Genomic DNA, 23,669 nt, shown 5'->3' with positions numbered 1-23,669 from the left:
ATAATAATACTGTGACAGTAGTAAAATGAGTCTCATTAATCAAGGATCAATGATTGGGGAGTCATATATGTCCGTAAATAAAATAGTTATCGCTACACCTATTTTACTGTTAGCCATCCTTGCTGGTGGCTACTACTGGTGGAACGAAGTACGTAACTTCGAATCGACAGATAATGCCTATGTTGAAGCTGATATCTCTAATATCAGCGTTAAAGTGCCGGGGTATGTTACGGCGACTTTCGTCACTGATAATCAGCATGTCGAGAAAGGCCAGTTATTGGCGCAACTCGAAGATAATCAATACAGAGCAAAAGTAGCACAAAATCAGGCCATGCTGGCTAGCGCCAACGCCGATCTGAAGACATTAGCAGCGCAAGTTGATTTGCAGCAAGCACTTATCACTCAAGCGAGTGCAGGCGTTGCTGCTGCAGAGGCTGAAAGGATACGTTCATCGCAGCAGCTTAATCGAGCCACACAGCTAAAAGTTAAAAACTACAGCTCACAAGATACCGTTGACGAAGCTCAGGCAGGCTTTCAATCTGCACTGGCTCACCTGGATGAAGCTAAAGCGGTTTTGGTGGCTAAGCAACGAGAGCTGGCCGTTTTTAAATCGCAACTTATTGAGGCCGATTCGAGCGTTGAGCAAGCTCAGGCTGGTCTCGCGTTGGCTAAAATTCAATTGGCAGATACACAAATAACATCCCCATTTAATGGCATTGTAGGTAAGCGCGGTGCCTTACTGGGGCAATACGTGCAACCAGGGCAAGCTATCTATAGTTTAGTTCCAGATAATGCCGTATGGATAACTGCAAACTTTAAAGAAACCCAAATCGAACACATGCAGCCTGGACAAGAGGTATCGGTTGAACTAGATGCGTTTTCTAATGAATCATTTATTGGAGTGATAGACAGTTTAGCTCCAGCATCTGGTGCTAAATTTAGCTTGTTACCAGCTGAGAATGCCACAGGAAATTTCACCAAAATAGTACAAAGGATCCCTGTAAGGATCAGGCTTGAATCAGCAACTTCTGGTGACATTCAACAGGTAAGAATCGTCCCCGGTTTGAGCGCATTAGTGAAGGTGGATACATCGAAAAGTGGCTTAACTGAAGCCGTTGCTCTTAACTCGGCTAAACAATAATGTCAGTTTTGCAGCAATCTCAACAAGCCAGTGCCCCCGCCTATGAGCAGGTAGAACGTGGCAGTAACCGTGCTTGGATAGCCGTTTTTGGCGGCCTGATCGGTGCCTTTATGGCGATTTTAGATATCCAGATCACTAATGCGTCGATGAAGGAGATCCAAGGTGGTTTAGGGGCTACATTAGAGGAAGGCTCATGGATTGCGACAGCTTACTTAGTCGCGGAGATGATCGCTATTCCGCTCTCTGGCTGGTTAAGTAAAGGCCTAGATATTAGACGCTATATGTTATGGAATAGCGCTATTTTCATTGTTGCTTCTCTGCTTTGTTCAATCGCATGGAATTTGGAATCGATGATCGCCTTTAGGGCGATGCAAGGCTTCTTTGGTGGCGCACTCATTCCGATGGCGTTTAGACTGATCCTTGAATATCTTCCGGATGATAAGCGCGCAGTGGGGATGGCACTATTTGGCGTGACAGCCACTTTTGCCCCTTCAATAGGCCCCACATTGGGTGGTTGGTTAACTGAGCAATTTAGCTGGCATTATCTGTTTTATATTAATGTACCGCCGGGATTATTGGTAATGTCTATGCTGGCATATGGCTTAGTTAAAAAGCCGATAAACTGGCCGGAGCTTAAAAACGTTGATATGAGCAGTATTATTACCATGGCATTGGGGATGGGCTGCTTAGAAGTGGTACTCGAGGAGGGTAGTCGTAAAGAGTGGTTTAGCTCAGATTTCATTCGAGATCTTGCGATTATATCAGCGATAAATATTGTTATTTTTGTTTATTTACAGCTGAAAAGAAGCAACCCCTTAGTGAACTTAAAGCTGTTAGGGCATCGAGATTTTGCGCTTTCTACCATTGCTTATTTTTTACTTGGGTTGGCCCTTTTTTCATCTATTTACATGGTGCCATTATACCTATCGCAAGTGCAGGATTATAACTCGCTAGAGATCGGTGAAGTACTGATGTGGATGGGATTTCCTCAGCTACTTATTTTGCCGTTTATGCCCAAGCTTATGGAGCGTTTTGATGACCGCTATTTAGCAGGGTTCGGTTTTTTTATGTTTGGTGTGAGTTATTACATGAATTGCCATATGACTGCTGATTTCGCTGGTCCGCAATTAATTGCTTCTATGGTAGTCCGAGCCATTGGTCAGCCATTTATTATGGTGCCGATTGGTATGCTGGCAACTGCGCATATACGCAAAGAGGAAAATGCTTCTGCATCCACAGTGCTCAATGTTATTCGTAACCTTGGCGGTGCCGTCGGCATTGCTTTAGTCGCTACCCTTACTGATAACTTAAGTCGGAGCCATTTAGCGCACATAAAAGAAACTGTCCCCGCTGTGAGCTCAATGGCTAATGAGTATTTAGCGGCAACAGCTAATATGTTGCAAGCGTCGGGCTCTGACCCAGTCACTGCAGGCTTACAAGCATCTGCCCTGTTGGGAAAAACCATGGCCAAACAGGCATCTATCCAGGCATATAATGATGTTTTTTTCATTATGTCAGCGCTGCTGATGGTAGCTGTTGTGGCGGTATTATCAATACGCAAACCGGCTGCCACCGTTATAAACTAAGCAATCTATTCGCTTAGCTAATATTGTCTGTATTTGTTGATTTTAAGAGGCTAGACTGCTGATAATACTGGTTGTTATGGAGAGAGACTTTTGTTGTGGAAATCGCTAGCTTTTTCGGAGCTTACACTCGATGAATTGTATGAGCTACTCAAGCTGAGAGTAGATGTGTTTGTGGTTGAGCAAAACTGTCCTTATCCAGAGTTGGACAATAAGGATCGCCATAGCCAAACCCAACACCTTTTAGGTGTCGATGGGCAAGGCGTCATTCAAGCTTATGCACGCGTGCTAGCGCCAGGTGTGAGTTACCCAGATGCCAGTATTGGCCGTGTGATTGTTTCTGAAGCAGTTCGCGGGGGGGGAGTTGCGCATATCTTAATGCAAAAGGCCATTTCGATATCAACCAAAAAGTGGCCCGAGCATAATATTCAGTTAGGTGGGCAGGAGCACTTAAAAGGCTTCTATCAAAAGCTCGGTTTTGAGCCCGTATCGGAAATGTATCTTGAGGATGGGATCCCTCATCTCGATATGCTACTAACGCGTGAAGCTTCATAGCATAAAGCTCTAGTTTTAATCTAAAGTAACTTGCTTTAATGGCATCTTCCTAAGGGAGGGGGTTGAGTTTACTTCAAATCTAATCCCGTTTAAGAGTGTTGTTATTTAAGGTTGAAGATCTTTATTGGCGAATAAAGATAGTTTTTTTGCGGTAAAAGTGTTCAACTTTATGTCCCCTTATCAATCAACAAAGGCGCGCAGTGCTAAATTATATTGAACCTGTATTTAGACCTCCTTCGGAGTGGAAATCACTCATTCTGCAGGTGACCAATGGTTGTAGTTGGAACCAGTGCAGCTTCTGCGATATGTACACTGCCAGCCAGAAGCGTTTTCGCGCGCAAAAAATTGATAAAGTAGAACAAGAGCTGCTCAAAGTCTCCAGCTCCCAAGCTCACATATCCAGAGTGTTCTTGGCTGATGGCGATGCCATGACGCTACCATTTGCCAGATTGGAAGAGATCTGCCTACTGATAAAAAAATACCTACCATCAGTGACACGGATCAGTAGCTATTGTTTGCCTCGCAATATTAACAACAAGACGCCGGAGCAGTTACAACGATTGCGAGAACTAGGATTAAGTTTGCTCTACATCGGCTGTGAAAGTGGTGATGATGAAGTACTTAAGCGGATCAACAAAGGGGAAACGTTTGCTTCCTCATTGGCCGCGCTGCAAAAGATAAAGGCGGCTGGCATCAAGTCATCAGTAATGATTCTAAATGGTCTCGGCGGGGTGTCGTTGTCACGGCAGCATGCACAGCAATCAGCAAAGCTGATGAATGAGGCACAACCGGAATTCTTGTCAACGCTGGTGGTGACGCTGCCACTGGGCACTCAGCGTATGGATGAGGCGTTTGATGGGCATTTCCAGTTGCCAAATCAGATGCAATTGTTTAAAGAGATGCAGTTATTGCTGAGTCATTTAGCACTAGATAAAACCATTTTTCGTTCTGATCATGCTTCTAATTACTTAGTATTAAAAGGCGTGTTGGGTAAAGATAAAGTCGCGCTATTGAGCCAGGTTGAGGCCGCAATGAATACGCCTGAACGTATTCAACTGCGACAAGAGTGGCAACGAGGTTTGTAGTATTGCTATAGCGGTGTTTATGGCGCTTGAATATGGATCTCTCTGACAGGGCAAGGGATCTCTATGTTTGCTTCTCTAAGTGCTTTGATTAAGCTGGAGTTGGTCTGGTATTTATCTTGGAAATAGCTTTCGGTAGCCACCCAATAACGAATGCCAATTTCAATACCTATACTATTAAAATCGTTTATCCCCACTTGTGCATGCTCACCATCACTCACCTGAGTGCTGTCTGTTAATACTCGTTTGAGGATTGCTACAACCTGTTCAGGATCGGTTTGATAGCTGATATTGAGCGTGGTTTCTACCAGCTTATTCGCAAATGAGTTATGCAATACCTCACCCACTATATGTTTATTAGGTACATTTATTTGTTCACCCTCTTCATTGGTGAGCACTGTCATTCCTAAATGAATATCCTTAACTAGCCCGCTAACTCCTTTTACTTCAATAGTGTTGCCGACAATGAAAGGGCGAGTCACTATGATAGTGATACCTGCGGCATAGTTTGCCAGCATCCCTTGTAGAGCTAGGCCTGCGCCTAACGATGCAGCACCAATCGCGGCAACCATAGGAGTAACGCTAATCCCAAGTTTTCCAAGGGCGATAACGCCAACTAATAGGATGATTAGGATACGGACAAAGTTACTGGTGAAATTACTGAGGGTAATGTCTATTTCATGTTTTTCAAAAAGACGGGTAACAAGGTTGGACGCTTTAGCTGCAACCCATAAGCCTATTAAAAAAATAAGCGCAGCACCTAAAATACTAAAGCTATATTGCACGATAAACTCAGTGATCATGCTATAGGCATTTTGTAATTGAGCTATCTCTTGATCTAAACCTTGTTCATTCATTACCTGATCCTTATACCCGTTCTACTTAAAGATGCTCGTTTCAGAGGCATTGTGCCAGTTCAATTCTAGGCGCATTAATGTAGAAATGGTTATTCCCTTTTAAGTTAATGCAACAACGAAGTGTGCAGGCACAAAGCCTTCTGCGATGGGTTTTAATGGAATTTACTCTGTGTTATTGATTTTACTAAGGGAACGACCATTAATGGCAATCCATGCCTTGATTAAATTCCATTGAACTCCCACTGAATCCTGCATCTTCAGGTAGAACGGGTATAATGCAACATATACACCTTGCAGCTTACTGAAGTTAAACTGCTTTGTAACTTGCTATTTACGTTGAAAATAGTTTGTCTTCAACTTTTACCTAGTCAGATAACGATCCGTGAAGATGATCATGGTTTGCTGTAAACCTTCTGTGATAGCTACAAGAATAGGTTATTCTCAAAGGTAATTCTAATCAGTGAGATCCACTATGAAAGCGATTATTCTAGTTATATGTAGTTTGTTTGCGACCTCTGTCTGGGCAAATACTTATGGTATTGGCGATCAGTTGGAGACACTAAAATTGCAGGATCAATACGAAGCAGATTACGCTGTTGATCACAATGTTACTAGAGTATTGTTTAGCCGTAGCATGGATGGCGGCAACCTTATTCAGGAAGCATTAGAAGCAGAGCCAGGGCTTTATGAAACTAACTCACTCGCTTACGTAGCAGATATCAGTGGTATGCCTTCACTCATTGCTCGCTTTGTGGCTATTCCGCAGTTTAAGAAGTTTGATTATAGAGTGGCATTAGATAGAGAGGGCGAAATCACCAAGGCGCTACCCGCTGAAAAAGACCGAGCGACGTTGATTGAGCTTACAGATAATAAGATCACTCATATCAGTTATTTTGAATCAACTGAAACATTGTTAGAAGCACTTAAGTAAGCTCATAAAAAAGGCGCGTTAAGCGCCTTTTTAGTTTTAGTCTCTAGCTAAGCTGAATGACCTTTCAAAATATCGTAGATCTCCTCTTTCAAATGCAGCTTCTGCAGCTTTAGTTCGTGTACCTCTGGGGTATAGTCGCTTGCGCTGTGCTGTTCCAGATTTTTAATCTCTTCATCGAGCTGATTATGCTTATTAAATTTTTTCTGGAAGTGAGTATCAGAAGTTTTAAGTTTGCTTATTAATTCTCTATATTCTGGAAACATGCAGGCTGTCCTTTTGCTGATATTTTCTTGTGGTTCAACTTTAAACTAGCGCGTTCTATTTGGACTATTTGTGAGTTAGATCATGTTTTGCTTTATTACTCAAAATTACTTGCGACTCTAGATTCAACTATTTGTTTTTAATATATTTTTAATCATATTGTTTGCTAAGGAAAATAACCTTAAGTGCAACTGGCGCTCTGCCAAACTACTGCTATATTTCTACCATTGTTAGCAATACCGTTTTGGTAACTAGATTACGACAATTCATTTACTCTTGGCGGAAAAAGTGTGATCAGGTTAACCTTATCGCGATCGATACTAGGTTAAAGTCGATTTATTAAGAATTTTATAATCAAAATTGAAAGGGGTTTTCACAATGTCTGATGTATTTCATTTAGGCTTAACCAAAGAGATGCTCGATGGCGCAAGTTTAGCTATCGTTCCAGGTGATCCAGAAAGAGTTAAACGTATTGCAGAGCTGATGGAGAACGCGACATTTCTTGCAAGCCACCGCGAATATACCAGTTATCTAGCCTATATCGACGGTAAGCCCGTTGTGGTGTGTTCAACAGGTATCGGTGGACCATCCACCTCTATCGCTGTTGAAGAGTTGGCTCAGCTAGGTGTACGTACCTTCTTACGTGTTGGAACGACAGGTGCTATTCAGCCACAGGTTAATGTTGGAGACGTGATTGTTACTCAAGCTTCTGTCCGTCTAGATGGCGCTAGCTTGCACTTCGCTCCAATGGAGTTTCCGGCGGTTGCAAACTTTGAATGTACTACAGCGATGGTTGAAGCGAGCCGTGATGCAGGTTTAGAGCCTCATATCGGTATCACTGCGTCATCTGACACCTTCTACCCAGGGCAAGAGCGTTACGATACGGTTTCTGGCCGCATCACTCGTCAGTTCAAAGGGTCAATGCAAGAGTGGCAAGATCTTGGTGTGCTTAACTATGAAATGGAGTCTTCAACGCTATTTACCATGTGTGCTTCACAAGGTTGGCGTGCAGCGTGTGTAGCGGGCGTCATTGTGAACCGTACGCAGCAAGAGATCCCAGATGAAGCGACGATGAAGAAAACAGAAGTGAGTGCTGTTTCTATTGTTGTAGCTGCTGCTAAAAAGCTGTTGGCATAAAGGAAAGTATTCTCTATAAGAGGGGTCTATTAGAGAGTTCAGATACTTAAGAAAAAAGGCGCATATTGCGCCTTTTTTATATCTGTACCAAACAGGTTTAGAAGTGATATTTTGCAATCACTGAGTAGGTGTTCTGATCGATACCATCGACACCATATTTGTTCTTCCAGTAATCGTATTCGATACCGACAAACAGTTTATTCTTTTTATGCTCACCGAAAACTACTGCGCCTAGATCATACTTTAGCTGTGGGTTGAAGTGAAAGTTGGTTTCATACGCATCTTCATCAGTTGCGAATACCCAATCAAAGAAGCCATCAAATACGATATTAGAATTACCAACAGGGAAGTCCATTCTAAATGCTGGAGTTAACTGCCAACCATCGCTGATGTTATCGCTACCCGTTGCGTGTCTGCGATAGGTATTGAGTTGAAAATAGCTGAAGTAGGGGACATTCAAATCCATACCTAAACCATATAGCCAGCTTTTTACTGGGCCTTCACCTTCTTCGAAGGTGAGCGCGAGAGATAGATCGCTAATTGGACCAATGGCGATCTCTTTACCTAGAATTTTCCCTGCGCTAAAATGGGTCGATATCTCGCCGTAAGTGGTGCTGTCTTTACCACCATTATTACCATTAAAATAAATAACATCTTGGAAAGCAAACCAATCACCATACTTCCAGTCACCTGCAGTTTCAAAGGTGAAAGTAGTTTGTGAGTCAGACGGTGCCAAGTCGTAATTATCACCGTATAGCGCTGTGACGCTTGCATCCCACCAATTAATCATATTGTCAGCCATTGCAGTTGGGCTGACGAGTAGCGCTAGGCATAACCATTTCTTATTCATCTCAAAACCTTTTGTGTGCAGCATGCGCTGCTTATTGTTAGGCAATCTATACACTCTATGGTGTGATTTATATTTAATTGCATTTATAAGGGGGCAGAGCAATTTAAAACGTTGGTTCGATAAGCGTTTTAATGGCGTGGAATATAGGCTGAAACTGAATATTGTTCAAAGAGTTTGTTACGATTTTTTGCGTTAGATTGTAAATATATTGCTGTAGATTGTAATTACACTGATTGAGGTGTAAAAAGGTGTCTTGTTAAGGCTTACTGCTAAGTGTAATTTATTCAGTGGTTTATGTTTGAGTCATAGGTGATTCCTCAACCTCTGTTTGTATGCTCTTTTTAGTTATCATGACATAATATGTCGCAAATAAAACAAACAGCTGATATAGTGATTGTCTGGACTCTTTCATTTCAGGGGGAAATATGGAGTTATCAAATCCTATCTTGATCTGGGCTGTCATCGGCCTATTTCTGATGTTAGCGGAGATTATTTTACCAGGTGGTATTGTGATTCTTCTCGGTGCTGCTTGTTTGGTAGTGGCTGGAGCATTAGCGACGGGTTTAGTTGAAGGTATTGTTCAAAGCCTAACCCTTTGGTTTATCGCTTCCATGGTGCTTTTACTGCTATTTAGGCAGGTAACGCAAAAGCTCGTAGGTGGTGATGCCCATGTGGATAATACCGATGAAGAGTTAGATCTCTTCAATCAATCTGCCATCGTCAAGCAAACAATCGGTCCTGCACAAAAAACGGGTCGTATCGAATTTCAGGGAAGTGAATGGCCTGCACTCGGTGATGGTAGTGAAATCGCTGTCGGTAGCCAAGTAAGAGTTATCTGTCGAGATAATATCGCCTTAGTTGTCGAGCCGTTAGCTGGGCAAGCTGAAAACTTAACAAATACCTAGTTGTACCAATCGGTATAAAGATTTGGTCGCTCAGCGAGAGTTTAGCGGTTTTGAAGCAAGGTCATTAAATGCTCCTGCATTAATGACATTCACCACATCTGACCTCCAGGGATGGAGGGAATGCCTTAAGCATGTCAGGAACATGCTAGGCCATGTGGTTTGCAGTGAGTGAAGTACATAGTTATTCTACGTTCAAGCTCATTAACGCAGTATCAGAGCCGCTAAAACTCACCTGTAAGGAGTGTTTTTGGCTTCCTACTTCGGTGTTGGATAAAGGCAAAAGGGAACAAGCATTCTGTCAATTATCCGCCTTGAATTAGTTCGCCAAAAAACACTCTGAGTAGACCAACTACTTATGCCGATTGGTATTACACTGTTTTTCTGTTGGGAAGGAATCTATACATGTTTATATTTACAATATTTGTTCTATTTGTTTTTTTCATCCTCTATAAGCTGCTACTTATTGTGCCAATGCGCGAAGTCAACGTGATTGAGCGTTTAGGAAAGTTTCGTGTGGTATTACAACCAGGGTTTCATTTTTTGATCCCGTTTTTTGATCGAGTTGCTTATAAGCATGAGATCCGTGAACAAGTTTTAGACGTACCACCGCAAAGCTGTATTTCAAAAGATAATACCCAGCTTGAGGTTGATGGCTTGGTATACCTAAAGGTGATGGATGGAAAGTTAGCCAGTTATGGCATTGAGGATTACCGTCTTGCTGCCGTTAACCTTGCACAAACAACTATGCGTTCTGAGATTGGTAAATTAAGCCTAAGTCAAACGTTCTCCGAGCGAGATAGCTTAAATGAATCAATTGTACGTGAGATTGATAAGGCTTCTGATCCTTGGGGGATCAAAGTGCTGCGTTACGAGATAAAGAACATTACTCCGTCTCGAAAGGTGATCCACACACTAGAGAAGCAGATGGAAGCTGAGCGTAGTAAACGTGCTGAAATCACGTTAGCTAATGCCGAAAAAGCGGCGATGATCAACCTTTCGCAAGGTGAACGTCAGGAAGCAATTAACTTGTCAGAGGGTGAAAAGCAGCGCCGTATTAATGAAGCAAAAGGTATGGCTGCTGAGATCACCATTATTGCCAAAGCGAAAACAGAAGGGATGGAATTAGTCTCTACAGCGCTCGCACAAGATGGTGGTAATGAAGCGATGAATATGCAACTAAAAGAGCAGTTCATTAGCCAAATTGGTAAAATTCTGGATGAGGCCGATGTGTCAATTGTGCCTGCTGAGCTGGCCAAACTGGAAGGTTTTTTTGAAGGTATGGAGCAAGTTACTCATGCCGTGTCAGCTAATTCAGCGAAAGGAGCACGCTAATGTTTGCAGCAATTAATACTGATCTGATTGTGATGGCAATTTGGGGACTTATCTTTGCCATTTTCGTGGTTAAGTTGTTTCAATCGATTCGCTTGGTACCGACAAAGTCGGCCTATATTGTAGAGCGTTTGGGTAAGTATCACTCAACCTTAGATGCAGGTTTCCATGCGTTAGTGCCTTTTGTCGATAAAGTTGCATATGTACATGACTTAAAAGAAGAGACTATCGACGTTCCACCACAAGAGTGTTTCTCTTGTGACGAGGTTAATGTTGAGGTTGATGGGGTTATTTATATTTCGGTTATTGATCCAGTTAAAGCTAGCTATGGTGTGGTTGATTATCGTTATGCAGCTATCCAATTGGCACAAACGACTACCCGTTCGGTGATTGGTACCCTAGATCTTGACCGTACCTTTGAAGAGCGAGATGTCATTAGTGCCAAGGTGGTTGAAGTACTTGATCAAGCTGGTGCTATGTGGGGGATCCGAGTTCATCGTTACGAAATTAAGAACATCACCCCACCTGAAACGGTTAAAAATGCCATGGAGATGCAAGTCAATGCTGAGCGAGAAAAGCGTGCATTGTTAGCTAAAAGTGAAGGTGACAAACAAAGTAAGATTAATCGCTCTGAAGGTGTAAAAGCTGAAACCATTAACCACTCTGAAGGTGAAATGCAACGTCGTATCAATGAAGCTGAAGGTAAGGGCGAAGAGATATTAACCATTGCTCGCGCAACTGCTGAATCGATCGAACGAATGGCGACAGTTATCGCAGCGCCTGGTGGTAAGAACGTGGTGCGTATGCAACTTGGGGCTCAATATCTAAAGCAGATGGACGGGCTGAGTTCAAGCAAGAGTAAAGTGGTCTTGCCGGGCAATATGATGGACTTTGACCATTGGATGAATAGTATCGGCCTAGAAGAATCTAAGACTAAAAAGTAGCTTTCGCTGCGTAAACTGAGTTGATACGTTACCAATTAAAATGCTGGATTTCATTAGGAATCCAGCATTTTTGTTTAGCGCTATTTTTCGCTCACGTACTATCATTTGTGAACCTTTAAGTAGGAGCAAGCATGGCATACAACGACAAATTTAGATTGAGTTGTCACGCAGTCATACTGCGAGAGGGCGTTGATGAGACGGAGGTCTTGTTGTTAAAAGCAACCTATGGCTCTTGCTCCTGGGGTCTGCCTGGCGGTGCGTTAGAACCTGGGGAGACTATCCATCAAGCGCTTATTAGAGAATGCCAAGAAGAGCTTGGTTTGAGCATCAATGTTCAATATCTGTCAGGGGTTTATTATCACAGCACGTATGAGTCCCAAGCATTTATCTTTCGCTGTGAAATTGATAAGTCAGCGGAAATAACATTGAGTGAAGAGCATTCAGAGTACCAGTTTGTTGCTATATCCTCGCTTTCTGTGGTGCAGAAAGCGAGAGTGCTTGATTGTATTGAATTTACAGGTGTTGTGATTAGCCGTAAGTTTTAACGGGCTTATCCTCTGAAACTATTTCAGCACTTTTCAAGTGAGGCTCTTTATTGATTTGGATGCTCTTAATATAATGTTCGCCAATTTTGAGTAGCTCGTCTAGAACGACGGGTTTGCTAATTAAAAAGCCTTGGGCGTAGTCACACATCATGAAGCTCAATTCATCAAACTGTTCTTGGGTTTCTACTCCTTCGGCTATTACTCGGATCCCCAGTGCGTGAGCCATTTCAATCGTAGCAATAATGAGCTCTTTACTGGTATCGTCCGTGTTCATGTCTTTGATAAAGCTACGATCGATTTTAAGGATCTGGAATGGGTATGTACGCAGATAACTGAGCGATGAATAGCCAGTACCAAAATCGTCCATCGAGATACAAAACCCTGCTTTACTTAGCGCCATTAAGGCATCAAGCGTATATGCGTGGCCGCTGAGCAGTACCCCTTCTGTTATCTCAAGCTCGAGATCCTTAGGTTTCATTCCTAACTGATTGACACAGTCATTGATAAGCTGGACTAGATTAGGGTTTCTAAACTGCCTAGGCGATAGATTAATTGCGACTCGAAACTCGTCATTGAAAGTCTGCTGCCAAGTAAGAGCCGTCTCCAATGCACGGTGCAAGATGAATTCGCCCATTGGTTCAATCACACCAGTCTGCTCAGCAATTGGAATAAACTCGGCGGGTGAGACAATGCCCAGTACGGGATTATCCCACCTAAGTAGTGCTTCCGCGCCCATAATGCTACCGTCTCGAATATCGAGCTGAATCTGGTAATGAACCTGTAATTCTCCACGTTCAAGCGCGCCATGGATCTGCTCCTCAATGGCTAAGCGTCGAGAAACTTCTTTATTCATTGCATGGGTGAAGTAGGAGTAGGTATTACGACCGATACTCTTAGTGTGGTACATGGCCGAGTCAGCGTTTCTGAGCAGCTCTGAAGGCGTTTTTCCGTCATTAGGGTAAATGGCGATACCAATACTTGCGGTCAAAATGAGTTGGCGGTTATCGATGTAAAAGGGCTTTCTAAAGCCTCCAATGAGGTTTTCAGCTAGGGGTTGCGCATCATTAGCACTGGAGAGTCCGTCGAGAAGAATGATAAATTCATCGCCACCTAGGCGGCCAACGGTATCCTCTTTTCGGGTCGCTTTCATGAGACGGTCGGCGGCAGTGATCAGTAGCTGATCACCGGCCTCGTGACCTAATGAATCATTAATCTTCTTAAAGTCATCTAAGTCTAAAAATATCACCGCTAGCATTTTACCACTGCGCGCAGAGGCATCGACCAACTGCTCTAATCGTCTAAGGGCGAGAAAACGATTAGGCAGATCCGTTAGGGCATCATAATGAGCTTGGTGGCGAATTAGTGCTTCTGACTCTAGGCGCTCACTATTATCGTGAAAGGAGATCACAGCCCCCATTTTGTTATCGTTTAATGTCATTGGGTGTGACCAATACTCGACCGGAAAACTACTACCGTCAGCTCGCCAGAAATGGTCCTCTTTTAGGTTGTCATCCCGTTTATCTTCTTGATCGATAATCGAACTGACAATAGCATTAACATCGTCAGGATTTTGGTGAATGAGACTGCGCATGTTGCAGGCGATTAACTGTTCTTCGCTACGATAGCCAAGTAGTTTCACACACTGGGGATTAGCAAAAATGCAACGTCCATTTTCGTCGACACCATAAATTGCGGCCGCAGCAGAGTCTAAAATTGCAGTTAGAAGGTGGTTTTTGCCGAGGATAGTTTGTTGATTGTGGTGTTCTTTGGCTGAAATATCCTGCAAGCGACTAAACATATGATTGAGCTCAACTTCAAGATAGCTTAATTCTCCATAATCACCGATTCTATTACGAGTATTAAGATCGCCATTAGACCAACGCCTTACACAATTTGTTAGGTGGCGAACTCGTGGTGTTATCGACAATAGTTGGAATGAGCTGACACTTAACACTGCGATATTAGCTAAACAAAACAGGCTGATGGTAAACAATAGCGTCATGTTTAAAGAGGGTTTGGCAATATAAAGGTATATTGCTAAACAAAGAGATATTACGCTGATGAATGAAAGGGTTAGCTGCCATGGCTTTAGTGTGTGTCGTTTCATTGTTAGCATACGCATTTCCTAACGTTGAGTTGTAAAAACAGCACCGCTTCTGCTGATAATTCAGAAGAGGTATTGCAACTTTATTGCTGTCTTTCTTAAAAATAGTTTTGCTTTGAGGCCATCAACGAAATCGCCAAACCGTCCTGAAGTTCCATCGCTTAAGGACTTTTTGGCAGGCAAAAATCGTGAAATGCATAAAGTAATGTCTAGCAAGGAATAACACTTATTTAGGTGTCTAAATATGTCGGTGTAAGAGCTGTGATTGAAATTTGCTGTAGAGGTCATTTTAATCCTTTAAAATATAAGAAATCAGTCCGTGATCGCTTGCCTTGCATTAACAAGTATAGGATCTAATTTCTTAAACAGGAAACAAGCAATTTAGCTATAAAATATCTATCTGAATGATAAGTGTTTTTCACTGGTTAATTTGCTCTTTTTCGATAGAATCCACTAAATTGATTCTGAGCCTAATCGCCAATAAATGAGTATGAGTTGAATATGAGTATTGAAAGAATAGAAACCGGTAGTCGAATGAGCCGCATCGTGAAGCACAACGGTACCATCTATCTGTGCGGCCAAGTCTGTAAGGATGGCGAACAAGGGATTACTGAACAGACAAGTTCTATGCTAGAAAAGGTCGATGCGCTGCTAGCACAAGCGGGTAGCGATAAAGAGCACATCTTATCGGCGACTATTTATGTTAAAGATATGCAGTACTTTGCCGAAATGAATGCCGTTTGGGATGCTTGGGTGCCTGAAGGTCATGCGCCAGCACGAGCATGCGTGGCGGCTAAAATGGCTCGCGAAGCACTGCTAGTCGAAATATCAGTGGTAGCTGCGGAGAAAGTTTAAGGCTGCATAGCGGCGATTTTTACGGTTAAGTTCTGCCAGTTTTTATCGGCTATAGGATTGAGGTTCTGATATACTGCCAGCCTGATTTTTTTGGAGGCAATAATGGACGTATCTTCTTTACTAGACGGCCTAAATGACAAGCAGCGTGAAGCCGTAGGCGCGCCGCAATCTAGCATGTTAGTGTTGGCTGGAGCGGGTAGTGGTAAAACTCGAGTGTTAACACACCGAATCGCTTGGCTAATGCAGGTCGAACAGCAAAGTCCTTACGCTATTTTAGCGGTAACGTTTACCAATAAAGCAGCTAAAGAGATGCGTGAGCGCGTCGAAAAAGTCGCTGGTGGTAATATGAGCCGCATGTGGATTGGTACCTTCCACGGTTTAGCTCACCGATTACTGCGCACCCATTATAAAGAGGCCAACCTGCCGCAAAGCTTCCAAATTTTAGATTCCGATGATCAACTACGACTGATCAAACGCATTCTAAAAAGCCTAAATTTGGATGAGAAACAGTATCCACCAAGGCATGCTCAAGGCTATATCAATGGTAAAAAAGATCTTGGTCTTCGTCCATCGCATATCGATGCGGGCGGCTTTCCTATTGAGCAAAACTTACTGAAAATCTATCAGGTTTACCAGGATTCTTGTGACCGCGCAGGTCTGGTCGATTTTGCTGAAATATTACTGCGCGCTCATGAGCTGTGGCTCAATAAACCGCATATTCTCGATCACTACCAAGACAGATTTAAACATATTTTGGTCGACGAGTTTCAAGACACCAACGCCATTCAATATGCTTGGATCCGTGTGCTCGCGGGCTCGAGCGCTAACGTGATGATAGTGGGTGATGATGACCAATCAATTTATGGCTGGCGTGGCGCTCAAGTTGAAAACCTGCATAAGTTCTTAGGGGATTTTCCTACAGCTCAGACTATTCGCTTAGAGCAGAACTACCGCTCTAGCGCCAATATTCTTAACGCCTCTAACGAACTGATCGCTAACAACCCTGATCGCATGGGTAAAAAGCTTTGGACCGATGACAAAGATGGTGAGCCGATAGGGCTTTATTGTGCCTTTAATGAAATGGATGAAGCGCGCTTTATTGTGGGGCGGATTAACGATTGGCAGGATGAAGGTGGCAAGTTAGCAGATTGCGCCATTTTATATCGCTCAAATGCGCAATCACGCGTGTTAGAAGAAGCCTTGCTGCACAAGGGAATCGCTTACCGCATCTATGGCGGTCTACGATTCTTCGAGCGCCAAGAGATTAAAGACGCCATGGGTTACCTGAGGCTCATTAGCAATAAAAATGATGATGCCGCCTTTGAGCGTGTCGTGAATACACCTGCGCGCGGTATTGGCGGTAGAACCTTAGAGATAATGCGTACTACAGCACGTCAGCAAGAGCTTACCCTGTGGGATGCTTGTGTGCGTTTGCTAGAGGAAAAAGTACTTAGCGGCCGTGCAGCCAATGCCGTTCGTGGTTTTATGGACTTAATCGTCGCGCTAAGAGTAGACACTGAAGAGCAATCGTTACACAGACGCACCGACCATGTGATCCAAGCGTCTGGCCTTAAACTGATGTATGAAACTGAAAAGGGCGAAAAGGCCAGGGCACGCGTTGAAAACTTGGAGGAGCTGGTCACTGCAGCGCGCAGCTTTGTTGTGCCTGAAGAGCTTGAAGATATGGGCGAGCTTGACGCTTTCCTATCTCACGCAGCATTAGAGGCTGGTGAAGGCCAAGCCGACGAGTTTACCGATGCGGTGCAGTTGATGACATTGCACTCAGCCAAAGGTCTTGAATTCCCTATGGTATTCATGGCGGGCGTTGAAGAGGGTTTGTTCCCCAGCCAGATGGCAATCGATGAAGGTGACCGCCTCGATGAAGAGCGACGTCTTTGTTATGTGGGGATGACCCGAGCGATGCAACAGCTCTATATAACCTATGCCGAGTCTCGCCGCATATATGGCCGAGAGAGCTTTGCTAGACCGTCACGTTTTGTGAAAGAGATCCCTGAGCAATTTGTACAAGAGATCCGCATGCGTACCCAAGTGTCAGCGCCGGCAGTAAGTACACGTTTTAGCAAACAGGACAGCTCTTTTAACGAGTCTGGTTTCAAAATAGGCCAAAAAGTGAGTCATCCCAAATTTGGTGAAGGTACTGTTACCAATTACGAAGGCAGTGGCCCACAGGCGCGAATTCAGGTCAATTTTTATGATGTTGGCAGTAAGTGGTTAGTGATTGCTTATGCTCGGCTAGAGAAGCTATAACTGGACCCCTTTTAGCGAATTAGCGATAGCAGTTGAATACTGATTCAGCTCAGTCATAATGCAGAGACATCCCGAGCCAAAAGGATTTAAACTGGTTTGGGTATTAATTAAAGGCCGAAGACGTTTTAGGAGAGCCTAGTAAAATGAATTTAAGGGATAAATTGGATGTCTATCTGCGACTAAGTCGTATGGACCGTCCTATTGGCACCTTGCTGCTAATGTGGCCTTGTTTAATGGCATTATGGTTTGCTGCTGGTGGGATGCCAGATATTAAGGTGCTGGTTATTTTTGTCATTGGCGTGGTAGTGATGCGTGCTTGTGGCTGTGTGATTAATGACTACGCTGACCGCAATCTTGATGCACATGTTGAACGCACTCAGTCTCGCCCATTAGCCAGTGGTGAAATCAGCAGCAAAGAAGCGCTAATTGTTTTTTTGGTTATGGCGCTGTTCGCCTTTTGCTTGGTGTTGTTACTCAACCCGCTAGTGGTCAAGCTATCAGTAGTTGGTATCATTCTTACTATCATCTATCCGTTTACCAAGCGCTATACCAATATGCCGCAGATGTTCCTTGGCACGGTTTGGAGCTGGTCGATTCCAATGGCCTATGCAGCACAAACTGGTACGGTTCCGGCTGAAGCTTGGTGGCTGTTTGCTGCGAACTGGTGTTGGACGGTTGCTTACGACACCATGTATGCCATGGTTGATCGTGATGATGACCTCAAAGTAGGCATTAAATCGACGGCTATTTTATTTGGTAAATATGACCGACAGATCATTGCAGCCTTTCAGTTCGCCGCCCTCGCATGCTTTATTATTGCAGGGTTAATTGCTGAACGTGGAGTGATTTATGGCGGCGGTATTCTTGCTTTTATCGGCTTCGCCCTATACCAGCAAAAACTGATTTTTGGTCGCGAAAGAGCGCCTTGCTTTAAGGCATTTTTGAATAATAACTGGGCCGGCATGGCACTGTTTATAGCGCTTGGATTAGATTATTTAGTTTTTTAATTGTAGTACCACTTACCTCGGCATCACTGAGGTAATGATAAGTTCATCATTATAAACGCCTTCTATCTGAAGGCGTTTTTTTATGGCTAGCTGCTGCACCGAAAAATGGGCATTGCGCTGCCCAACCTTGCTTGAACAATTGCAGAACTGTCTATACTTAATGTGTCACGGGTAACCTACATAGTCCATTTGGCCATCATTTTAGCATCCACTTAAAACGTTACCTCATCGAGACTATGGCGACAAACAAAAGGAATTGTTTGCATGGAGGAGAGCGTATGTCGAATTGGGTAACGAGTTTCGATTCGAGCCAATGGGCCGACTATGAATTAGCACTATTGATGGTCGCTATTCTAATCTTGGTTATTTGGGTTTGCGTATGTTTGTTTAAGCCTCAAGGGGCTTTACGTTGGACCGCAGCGGTATTGAGCTGCGTTGTCGTTAGTGGCGTGTGTCTTACAAGCCGTGTCGATGCACTACAGTTAAGTTCGTTGTTAACTAAAGGGCAGAACATCGAGGTACTCGATGGTAGTTATCGTTACGGACGTTATCATTTCCCCCATAATTCTGCTCATGGTGTCGATTTTCGAGAGATCCATATTGGCGGGCGCATATTAAAGTTGTACCACGCTGGTTATCTTGAACATACGCGCTGCTATCGCAGTTTTTATAACAGCAATGAGTTCGATGACAATGCCCAGCTACGTTTATACATACATTGGTATGAACATGAAATCGAACATAATAACGATACCGTTAAGATTAGAACCCCATGTATTCTACGCATTGAACAGCTTGGCACTGAAGCAGTCTAAATAACCTTTTCACTGACGCCATTGCTAAAGTTAAACAACCAATAAAGCCCCTGTATGGCACTCGTCGGAAAAGCCGTTTCATGGCTGGCCTCGTCGATAACCTGTAATTTGCTATTAATGCCTTTCGTCGTATTTTTTTGGCTATTAATGCTGTCGAGCGCTGCTTTAAATTGCTGCGCATTAGCGACCATATCAAAGTTTGAAAAGCCGCCATCGCGATTATGTTCTAGCGAACCTATACCAATAAATACGTTGGCTTTTATATTACTCAAGGTCTTTTTTTGCTGCTTCATTAGCTCAAATATCATCTGTTTATGCCACCAAAAGGATGGGCTGCCGAGCACATAGTTACGAAACAACTCAGGCTTTTTAAGAAGAATATAACCGCCTAACAGCCCCCCTAAAGAGTTGCCAACAAAAGTGCGTTGTTTAGGCTCGGTTCTGAAATGCTGTTGCATATAGGGCAATATTTCTTGCTGTAGAAAGGCAATGTGCCTATCAGCACCACCGGTCTGTTTTTTCCAACTGTTATCAATGCTTGGGGTAAAATCTCGCACTCGGCTCTTGTCGCTTCGAAGGCCATGTTGCCATGAGATCCCAACTAATATCGCCTGCTGCATTTTATTCGAGTTCATTGGAAAGCGAGTCGCACCTGAGACAATCTGAAAAGCATACATAGCGTCGGTGATGTAAATAACCGGGTAACGTTTAGCCTTGTTGCGCTCTGCGCTATAGCCTTTAGGTAGCTTAATATAGAGCTCATAGCTTCTATCGCTATCTTGCAGCGCCACGGTTTGGGTTCGAGGAATAGTGAACGGGGGATTATCGTCAGCGTTGGCGCTTGTTAATGCGGATAGCATTAGCAAACTAATGAGAGCCAATAAAGAACCTGAGCGGGAGAGTAACTTAAGCAAAAGACTGCTTCCTGAAAAATGACGGTGAACGGCTAAACATACGCACAATACATCGGATTTGGTAGTACTAACATTAGTTTACACTTAAGCATGGGGTTGTCTGCGGGCTTAACTTTCAATTAGCGTGATATATGCGTACGTTAAGTGAAGCGTTAAATAGTAACAATAATCATAATAATCGCAGGGAGCTAATATGCGGCGCAGCGTAAAGTTCAGGATAAGCTTTTTAGCACTGGCCATTATCAGCTATGTGTTAGGTTTTAACACTCTTCCAGACACGTTATTAACTGATATTGATGAGATAAAACTAGCTGCTGTAACAGGTCTCTACTTTGTGGTTTTACCTTTTTTTTATTGGTTGTGGATAATCAAAGCAGGCCAGCAAAAAGCTTGGAAGTTATTGCTCATTTTTAGTCTAAGTGGCTTGATGGCTAGGCTAAGTTTTCCTGCCGAAATTGCCAGTTATTTTGAATTTATTATGTGGTTTAGGTACCCGATTATTGCCATATTGCTCATCATTGAGCTGTACTTGATGGTAAGTATTGTCAAAGGGCTTTGGCAAGCGCGGAGCTTGAAAGGCGACCCTAGAGTTCATATTGTTGAAAAGTATCAAAACGAAGATGACAAGAAGCGCTCTTTAGCATTGGTGTTGGCGTCAGAGCCTGCTAGTTGGTACTACGCCATCCCTTGGTTTACCCGCAATCATGTCGAAAGTGATCATTCAATAGCGCTGTTATCAGGCAAGCCTTGGGCATGGTTATTAATGCTGTTAGCAACGGTGGGGTCGGCCACTGTGGTGTATTTTCTACTGGCGCAGTGGAGTGAGTTAGTGGCGATTATCATCTCCAGTATTATTGCTTACGGGGTTATTTTTATTACCGCAAACTACCGAGTTTCACGCCACTACTCCGTTTATATCCAACAGGACAAACTGATCATTAACAACAGCATGTGGGGCTTTTTGGCTATCGATATAGATGATATCGCAGAGGTCGAAGTTGGCGAGTGGCACAAACAAACTCAAGACTCAGAGTTACTCTGCATCGGCCGTGGAGCAAGCGCTAATTTACAGCTTAAATTCAGCCAACCACAGACATACTTTGGTGCACTCGGCCAATTGCCCGAGCAGATAGAGGAACTTAAATTAGTCGTCAGTGACCCACAAGGCTTAGCCGCTGAGCTTGGATTATTGCGCTCGCAGGACACAGAGCCCTCAACGATTGAAGTGGCCAAAGCGGGCTGAGAGTGAGCTGGTAAATGGCTTTTATCTGTTTATGGTAATTGTTTTTTCTAGCTCAGTTTTGGACAAAAGTTTGTTGGTGCTTAAAGCACTTCTGCATCTAAAAGCCAAATCACTCAAACTTCGTTTGATGTAAGGTCGTGGCGCTTCGCCCACACCCGAGCCAAGGGGGATAGCGCTTGTCCCCCTTAACAAACCTTCTGCGCCCCAGACGAAGTTGTCTCCCTTGTACTTATTCGAAATAACCTAACGCTTCCGATGGGACATCTGATGTAAATGGATTTACGAATGCCGTGATGGCGTGGTCAATGATGTTCCCGACTTCATATAGACATTCCCATATCCATATGGGGCAGATGCCAAAGAACGGCCTGTCCCGCGAAAGCTATGCCCAACTCTGATAGGCAGGATGCCTGAATGTCTTGAAGTGCATGGATGCATGAGAAAGACCGTGTGGGCATTACGGCTATTTCTTTAACGTACTTCGGCAACTTCAATGGGGGATGGGCGTATTTTGTAGGTCAATCATGGCTTGTTTACAATTAAGTAATTGACTAAAGACCAAGCCCGTTATTGGGCTGGAAGTAGTTTACCTAAAGAGGCTAAAGCCGCGTTGTGGTTAGGAAATGCATGGTTTTTACATGAAATTTATTCAGATTACACTTATCCAGATTGCACACCAGATGACCGCGCTGTCTAATCACTCAATAGACTGTTGAAGTCTTAAATAGTCGTTTACTTAAAGGCTAGCAAACTACATTTGTTAGCCTTTATCGTACAAACCTAACTAATGTCGCCTTCCTTTATTTAAGTCATTTTATTTCAAATACTTAATTCTTGATTTCTTAATGTGAATAGGTACGTCATGCTTTTCGTTCTTAACATCCATTATAATCTTTGCATTTTGAGGCTATAAAAAAGGAGTTTTATGAAAAATATTATTATCTTTATGTTGCTATTATCATAGCTATAGCTATGCCGCTCAGGATGTGTAATGTGATGAAGTGGTTGGTTTGGAACTGCTGAGTCAGCATCATTTTATTATGTTGAGCGAAGTACACGGGACAGTTGAAGTACCTAAGCTATATGGTGAGGCATACCATCATTGATAATCCGGGTAAAATTGCGGTGATGCTTGAGCTACTTATATCGTTGCGGCAAGCTTTAAACTAATATGTTGACGAGAAAATAACTCTGGAGGCATTTTTAGAGCACCCTGCTTGCTCTCCTAAGTGGCAGGATGGTCGTTATAGTTCAGCGATGCTTACTTTGATCAATAAATTGAAAACTCTTCATCAAAAACTTCCCAGTAAAATCGATATAGTGTTGATCGATGTATTAATGGAAAACCTTTCTGGGAAAAGTAAAGCAGAGGTTTTATCAAGTAATATACTGAAAGTTTCAACATCTCCATATGAAAGATTATTACTATTAATTGGAAATTATCATAATCGAATTAATTTACAGCAGGACGAATCAGTAGCAACTGAATTGGCTGAGCTGTCTCCTTTCACTTTGACGGTTAAAGCTCCCCGAGGGAGTTATTGGGCGTGTACTGGACGAACAGCAGCAGAGTGTAAAGCTAACAACTTTGATAAGGGCGTTGTAACTCAGCCAGAAGGTGTTTCTCTATATGTCGATAACACTGAAAACCAGTATAATGCTTGGTATCAATTTAAGCAACTAACGAGCTCCGAACCGGCACGAAAATTAGCGCTGGAAGCTGGTATAAGTAGGACCTTGCGCAACGAGTGATATAAGTCAAGTACTAGACTAAATGCAATCGTTTTGTCGTTTATCAGGGAGGAGAGGCTAAGAACAATTACCGATTCATGTTGCGCCGGTGGTTATTGGTGCTACAGCACCAGACTGGATGGAGTGGCTAGTAAAGCTTACTGGCCGCCACATAAAACACCGCGGTGTTACCCATATCCTAACCCACTGGCTAGCCGCAGCATTAGCAACCACCTTCCTGTTCGATTTCCATGGCATAGCCGCCGCGTTTGCCTGGGGCGGCTTCTCGCACATTCTCACCGATGCAATGACGGTATCTGGCGTGCCATTTACCCCCTACAGCGATCGGCGCTTTCATTTGTTTGGTGGACGTTTTAGAACCGGCGACCCAGTGGAATACGGCATTAGCTTTGTGGTAGTGGTGCTGTGCATCATGCTGATGAAGCTGATTGGTGATACCGGCTTTATGCCGTTCTTCTACGATTGGGCTGGCTACTACGGCAACGGCGTTATCGATGCATACGAGTGGAAACAGAACAGATTTAGGATTTTATAGTAAGAGTATATTCGCCAGTTTCAGGCGAGAAGCAACCGAGTTTTACCCACAACCAG

22 protein-coding genes are annotated in these 23,669 nt (G+C 43.4%); 17 read left to right on the top strand and 5 right to left on the bottom strand.

What is annotated here, in order from left to right; translation table 11 throughout:
- The first annotated feature begins 67 nt into the window (after window positions 1–67).
- The 4 genes from SWP_RS20965 to SWP_RS20950 all read left to right on the top strand — a co-directional run bounded on the left by SWP_RS20965 (window position 68) and on the right by SWP_RS20950 (window position 4,364).
- The gene (locus tag SWP_RS20965) at window positions 68–1,141 is read left to right on the top strand and encodes an HlyD family secretion protein (RefSeq protein ID WP_020914676.1); all 1,074 of its coding nucleotides are present in this window, start codon (window positions 68–70) and stop codon (window positions 1,139–1,141) included.
- Window positions 1,141–2,727, top strand: a complete 1,587-nt coding sequence (locus tag SWP_RS20960; protein ID WP_020914675.1) for a DHA2 family efflux MFS transporter permease subunit — start codon at window positions 1,141–1,143, stop codon at window positions 2,725–2,727. Before SWP_RS20965 ends, SWP_RS20960 begins: the two co-directional genes overlap by 1 nt.
- Window positions 2,728–2,817: 90 nt before the next feature.
- Window positions 2,818–3,279, top strand: coding sequence for a GNAT family N-acetyltransferase (locus tag SWP_RS20955; RefSeq protein ID WP_020914674.1), 462 nt, complete (start codon window positions 2,818–2,820; stop codon window positions 3,277–3,279).
- Between the two features lie 200 nt (window positions 3,280–3,479).
- On the top strand, window positions 3,480–4,364 hold the full coding sequence (locus tag SWP_RS20950) for a radical SAM protein (RefSeq protein ID WP_020914673.1): 885 nt from the start codon (window positions 3,480–3,482) through the stop codon (window positions 4,362–4,364).
- Between the two features lie 17 nt (window positions 4,365–4,381).
- Here SWP_RS20950 and SWP_RS20945 read toward each other — a convergent pair whose 3' ends face one another.
- Window positions 4,382–5,218 carry a mechanosensitive ion channel family protein gene (locus tag SWP_RS20945; protein WP_020914672.1) on the bottom strand — a complete coding sequence of 279 codons (837 nt, stop codon included), beginning with the start codon at window positions 5,216–5,218 and terminating at the stop codon, window positions 4,382–4,384.
- A gap of 472 nt (window positions 5,219–5,690) precedes the next feature.
- Between SWP_RS20945 and SWP_RS20940 the strand changes: the two genes are divergently transcribed.
- Window positions 5,691–6,149, top strand: coding sequence for a hypothetical protein (locus SWP_RS20940; RefSeq protein ID WP_020914670.1), 459 nt, complete (start codon window positions 5,691–5,693; stop codon window positions 6,147–6,149).
- A gap of 47 nt (window positions 6,150–6,196) precedes the next feature.
- On the opposite strand, the gene SWP_RS20935 is transcribed toward SWP_RS20940, so the two are convergent.
- The gene (locus SWP_RS20935) at window positions 6,197–6,412 is read right to left on the bottom strand and encodes an HP1242/YdcH family protein (protein WP_020914669.1); all 216 of its coding nucleotides are present in this window, start codon (window positions 6,410–6,412) and stop codon (window positions 6,197–6,199) included.
- 376 nt (window positions 6,413–6,788) lie between these two features.
- On the opposite strand from SWP_RS20935, the gene udp reads away from it, so the two are divergent.
- Window positions 6,789–7,547 (top strand): uridine phosphorylase, encoded by a 759-nt coding sequence (gene udp / locus SWP_RS20930; protein WP_020914668.1) that lies wholly within the window; start codon window positions 6,789–6,791, stop codon window positions 7,545–7,547.
- 97 nt (window positions 7,548–7,644) lie between these two features.
- On the opposite strand, the gene SWP_RS20925 is transcribed toward udp, so the two are convergent.
- Window positions 7,645–8,397 (bottom strand): outer membrane protein OmpK, encoded by a 753-nt coding sequence (locus SWP_RS20925; protein ID WP_044556575.1) that lies wholly within the window; start codon window positions 8,395–8,397, stop codon window positions 7,645–7,647.
- A gap of 425 nt (window positions 8,398–8,822) precedes the next feature.
- Here SWP_RS20925 and SWP_RS20920 point away from each other — a divergent pair, with 425 nt between their 5' ends.
- The 4 genes from SWP_RS20920 to SWP_RS20905 all read left to right on the top strand — a co-directional run bounded on the left by SWP_RS20920 (window position 8,823) and on the right by SWP_RS20905 (window position 12,120).
- Window positions 8,823–9,302, top strand: a complete 480-nt coding sequence (locus SWP_RS20920) for an NfeD family protein (RefSeq protein ID WP_020914666.1) — start codon at window positions 8,823–8,825, stop codon at window positions 9,300–9,302.
- A gap of 402 nt (window positions 9,303–9,704) precedes the next feature.
- Window positions 9,705–10,634 (top strand): SPFH domain-containing protein, encoded by a 930-nt coding sequence (locus SWP_RS20915; protein ID WP_020914665.1) that lies wholly within the window; start codon window positions 9,705–9,707, stop codon window positions 10,632–10,634.
- Window positions 10,634–11,575, top strand: coding sequence for an SPFH domain-containing protein (locus SWP_RS20910; protein WP_020914664.1), 942 nt, complete (start codon window positions 10,634–10,636; stop codon window positions 11,573–11,575). The genes SWP_RS20915 and SWP_RS20910 overlap by 1 nt, the downstream gene beginning before the upstream one ends.
- 131 nt (window positions 11,576–11,706) lie before the next feature.
- Window positions 11,707–12,120, top strand: coding sequence for an NUDIX domain-containing protein (locus SWP_RS20905; protein WP_020914663.1), 414 nt, complete (start codon window positions 11,707–11,709; stop codon window positions 12,118–12,120).
- Here the strand turns inward: SWP_RS20905 and SWP_RS20900 are convergent.
- Window positions 12,104–14,236, bottom strand: a complete 2,133-nt coding sequence (locus tag SWP_RS20900) for a putative bifunctional diguanylate cyclase/phosphodiesterase (protein WP_020914662.1) — start codon at window positions 14,234–14,236, stop codon at window positions 12,104–12,106. The genes SWP_RS20905 and SWP_RS20900 overlap by 17 nt on opposite strands.
- A gap of 489 nt (window positions 14,237–14,725) precedes the next feature.
- On the opposite strand from SWP_RS20900, the gene SWP_RS20895 reads away from it, so the two are divergent.
- The 4 genes from SWP_RS20895 to SWP_RS20880 all read left to right on the top strand — a co-directional run bounded on the left by SWP_RS20895 (window position 14,726) and on the right by SWP_RS20880 (window position 19,169).
- Complete coding sequence (locus SWP_RS20895; protein ID WP_020914661.1) at window positions 14,726–15,079, top strand: RidA family protein; 354 nt, start codon at window positions 14,726–14,728, stop codon at window positions 15,077–15,079.
- Window positions 15,080–15,181: 102 nt separating this feature from the next.
- Window positions 15,182–17,347, top strand: coding sequence for a DNA helicase II (uvrD, locus tag SWP_RS20890; protein WP_020914660.1), 2,166 nt, complete (start codon window positions 15,182–15,184; stop codon window positions 17,345–17,347).
- 143 nt (window positions 17,348–17,490) lie between these two features.
- On the top strand, window positions 17,491–18,354 hold the full coding sequence (gene ubiA, locus SWP_RS20885; protein WP_020914659.1) for a 4-hydroxybenzoate octaprenyltransferase: 864 nt from the start codon (window positions 17,491–17,493) through the stop codon (window positions 18,352–18,354).
- A 278-nt stretch (window positions 18,355–18,632) separates the two neighbouring features.
- Window positions 18,633–19,169 carry a hypothetical protein gene (locus tag SWP_RS20880; RefSeq protein ID WP_020914658.1) on the top strand — a complete coding sequence of 179 codons (537 nt, stop codon included), beginning with the start codon at window positions 18,633–18,635 and terminating at the stop codon, window positions 19,167–19,169.
- On the opposite strand, the gene SWP_RS20875 is transcribed toward SWP_RS20880, so the two are convergent.
- Window positions 19,166–20,083 (bottom strand): alpha/beta hydrolase, encoded by a 918-nt coding sequence (locus SWP_RS20875; RefSeq protein ID WP_020914657.1) that lies wholly within the window; start codon window positions 20,081–20,083, stop codon window positions 19,166–19,168. The two genes, SWP_RS20880 and SWP_RS20875, sit on opposite strands and share 4 nt — an antisense overlap.
- Before the next feature lie 193 nt (window positions 20,084–20,276).
- On the opposite strand from SWP_RS20875, the gene SWP_RS20870 reads away from it, so the two are divergent.
- From SWP_RS20870 to SWP_RS20860, 3 genes are all read left to right on the top strand, one after another.
- Window positions 20,277–21,326, top strand: a complete 1,050-nt coding sequence (locus SWP_RS20870; protein ID WP_020914656.1) for a hypothetical protein — start codon at window positions 20,277–20,279, stop codon at window positions 21,324–21,326.
- Window positions 21,327–22,583: 1,257 nt separating this feature from the next.
- Complete coding sequence (locus tag SWP_RS20865; RefSeq protein ID WP_020914653.1) at window positions 22,584–23,078, top strand: hypothetical protein; 495 nt, start codon at window positions 22,584–22,586, stop codon at window positions 23,076–23,078.
- Window positions 23,079–23,151: 73 nt separating this feature from the next.
- The gene (locus tag SWP_RS20860; RefSeq protein WP_266197973.1) at window positions 23,152–23,613 is read left to right on the top strand and encodes a metal-dependent hydrolase; all 462 of its coding nucleotides are present in this window, start codon (window positions 23,152–23,154) and stop codon (window positions 23,611–23,613) included.
- The last annotated feature ends 56 nt before the right edge of the window (window positions 23,614–23,669 follow it).

Source organism: Shewanella piezotolerans WP3, from assembly GCF_000014885.1.
GTDB classification, from domain to species: domain Bacteria; phylum Pseudomonadota; class Gammaproteobacteria; order Enterobacterales; family Shewanellaceae; genus Shewanella; species Shewanella piezotolerans.
This window is presented reverse-complemented; position numbering and strand designations above follow the sequence as displayed.

Coding starts and splice junctions, on each gene's coding strand:
- SWP_RS20965 (WP_020914676.1), top strand. CDS start 68: ATGTCCGTAAATAAAATAGTTATCGCTACACCTATTTTACTGTTAGCC.
- SWP_RS20900 (WP_020914662.1), bottom strand. CDS start 14,236: ATGCTAACAATGAAACGACACACACTAAAGCCATGGCAGCTAACCCTT.
- ubiA (WP_020914659.1), top strand. CDS start 17,491: ATGAATTTAAGGGATAAATTGGATGTCTATCTGCGACTAAGTCGTATG.
- SWP_RS20870 (WP_020914656.1), top strand. CDS start 20,277: ATGCGGCGCAGCGTAAAGTTCAGGATAAGCTTTTTAGCACTGGCCATT.
- SWP_RS20935 (WP_020914669.1), bottom strand. CDS start 6,412: ATGTTTCCAGAATATAGAGAATTAATAAGCAAACTTAAAACTTCTGAT.
- SWP_RS20920 (WP_020914666.1), top strand. CDS start 8,823: ATGGAGTTATCAAATCCTATCTTGATCTGGGCTGTCATCGGCCTATTT.
- SWP_RS20905 (WP_020914663.1), top strand. CDS start 11,707: ATGGCATACAACGACAAATTTAGATTGAGTTGTCACGCAGTCATACTG.
- SWP_RS20910 (WP_020914664.1), top strand. CDS start 10,634: ATGTTTGCAGCAATTAATACTGATCTGATTGTGATGGCAATTTGGGGA.
- SWP_RS20940 (WP_020914670.1), top strand. CDS start 5,691: ATGAAAGCGATTATTCTAGTTATATGTAGTTTGTTTGCGACCTCTGTC.
- SWP_RS20880 (WP_020914658.1), top strand. CDS start 18,633: ATGTCGAATTGGGTAACGAGTTTCGATTCGAGCCAATGGGCCGACTAT.
- SWP_RS20915 (WP_020914665.1), top strand. CDS start 9,705: ATGTTTATATTTACAATATTTGTTCTATTTGTTTTTTTCATCCTCTAT.
- SWP_RS20960 (WP_020914675.1), top strand. CDS start 1,141: ATGTCAGTTTTGCAGCAATCTCAACAAGCCAGTGCCCCCGCCTATGAG.
- SWP_RS20895 (WP_020914661.1), top strand. CDS start 14,726: ATGAGTATTGAAAGAATAGAAACCGGTAGTCGAATGAGCCGCATCGTG.
- uvrD (WP_020914660.1), top strand. CDS start 15,182: ATGGACGTATCTTCTTTACTAGACGGCCTAAATGACAAGCAGCGTGAA.
- SWP_RS20865 (WP_020914653.1), top strand. CDS start 22,584: ATGCTTACTTTGATCAATAAATTGAAAACTCTTCATCAAAAACTTCCC.
- SWP_RS20945 (WP_020914672.1), bottom strand. CDS start 5,218: ATGAATGAACAAGGTTTAGATCAAGAGATAGCTCAATTACAAAATGCC.
- udp (WP_020914668.1), top strand. CDS start 6,789: ATGTCTGATGTATTTCATTTAGGCTTAACCAAAGAGATGCTCGATGGC.
- SWP_RS20925 (WP_044556575.1), bottom strand. CDS start 8,397: ATGAATAAGAAATGGTTATGCCTAGCGCTACTCGTCAGCCCAACTGCA.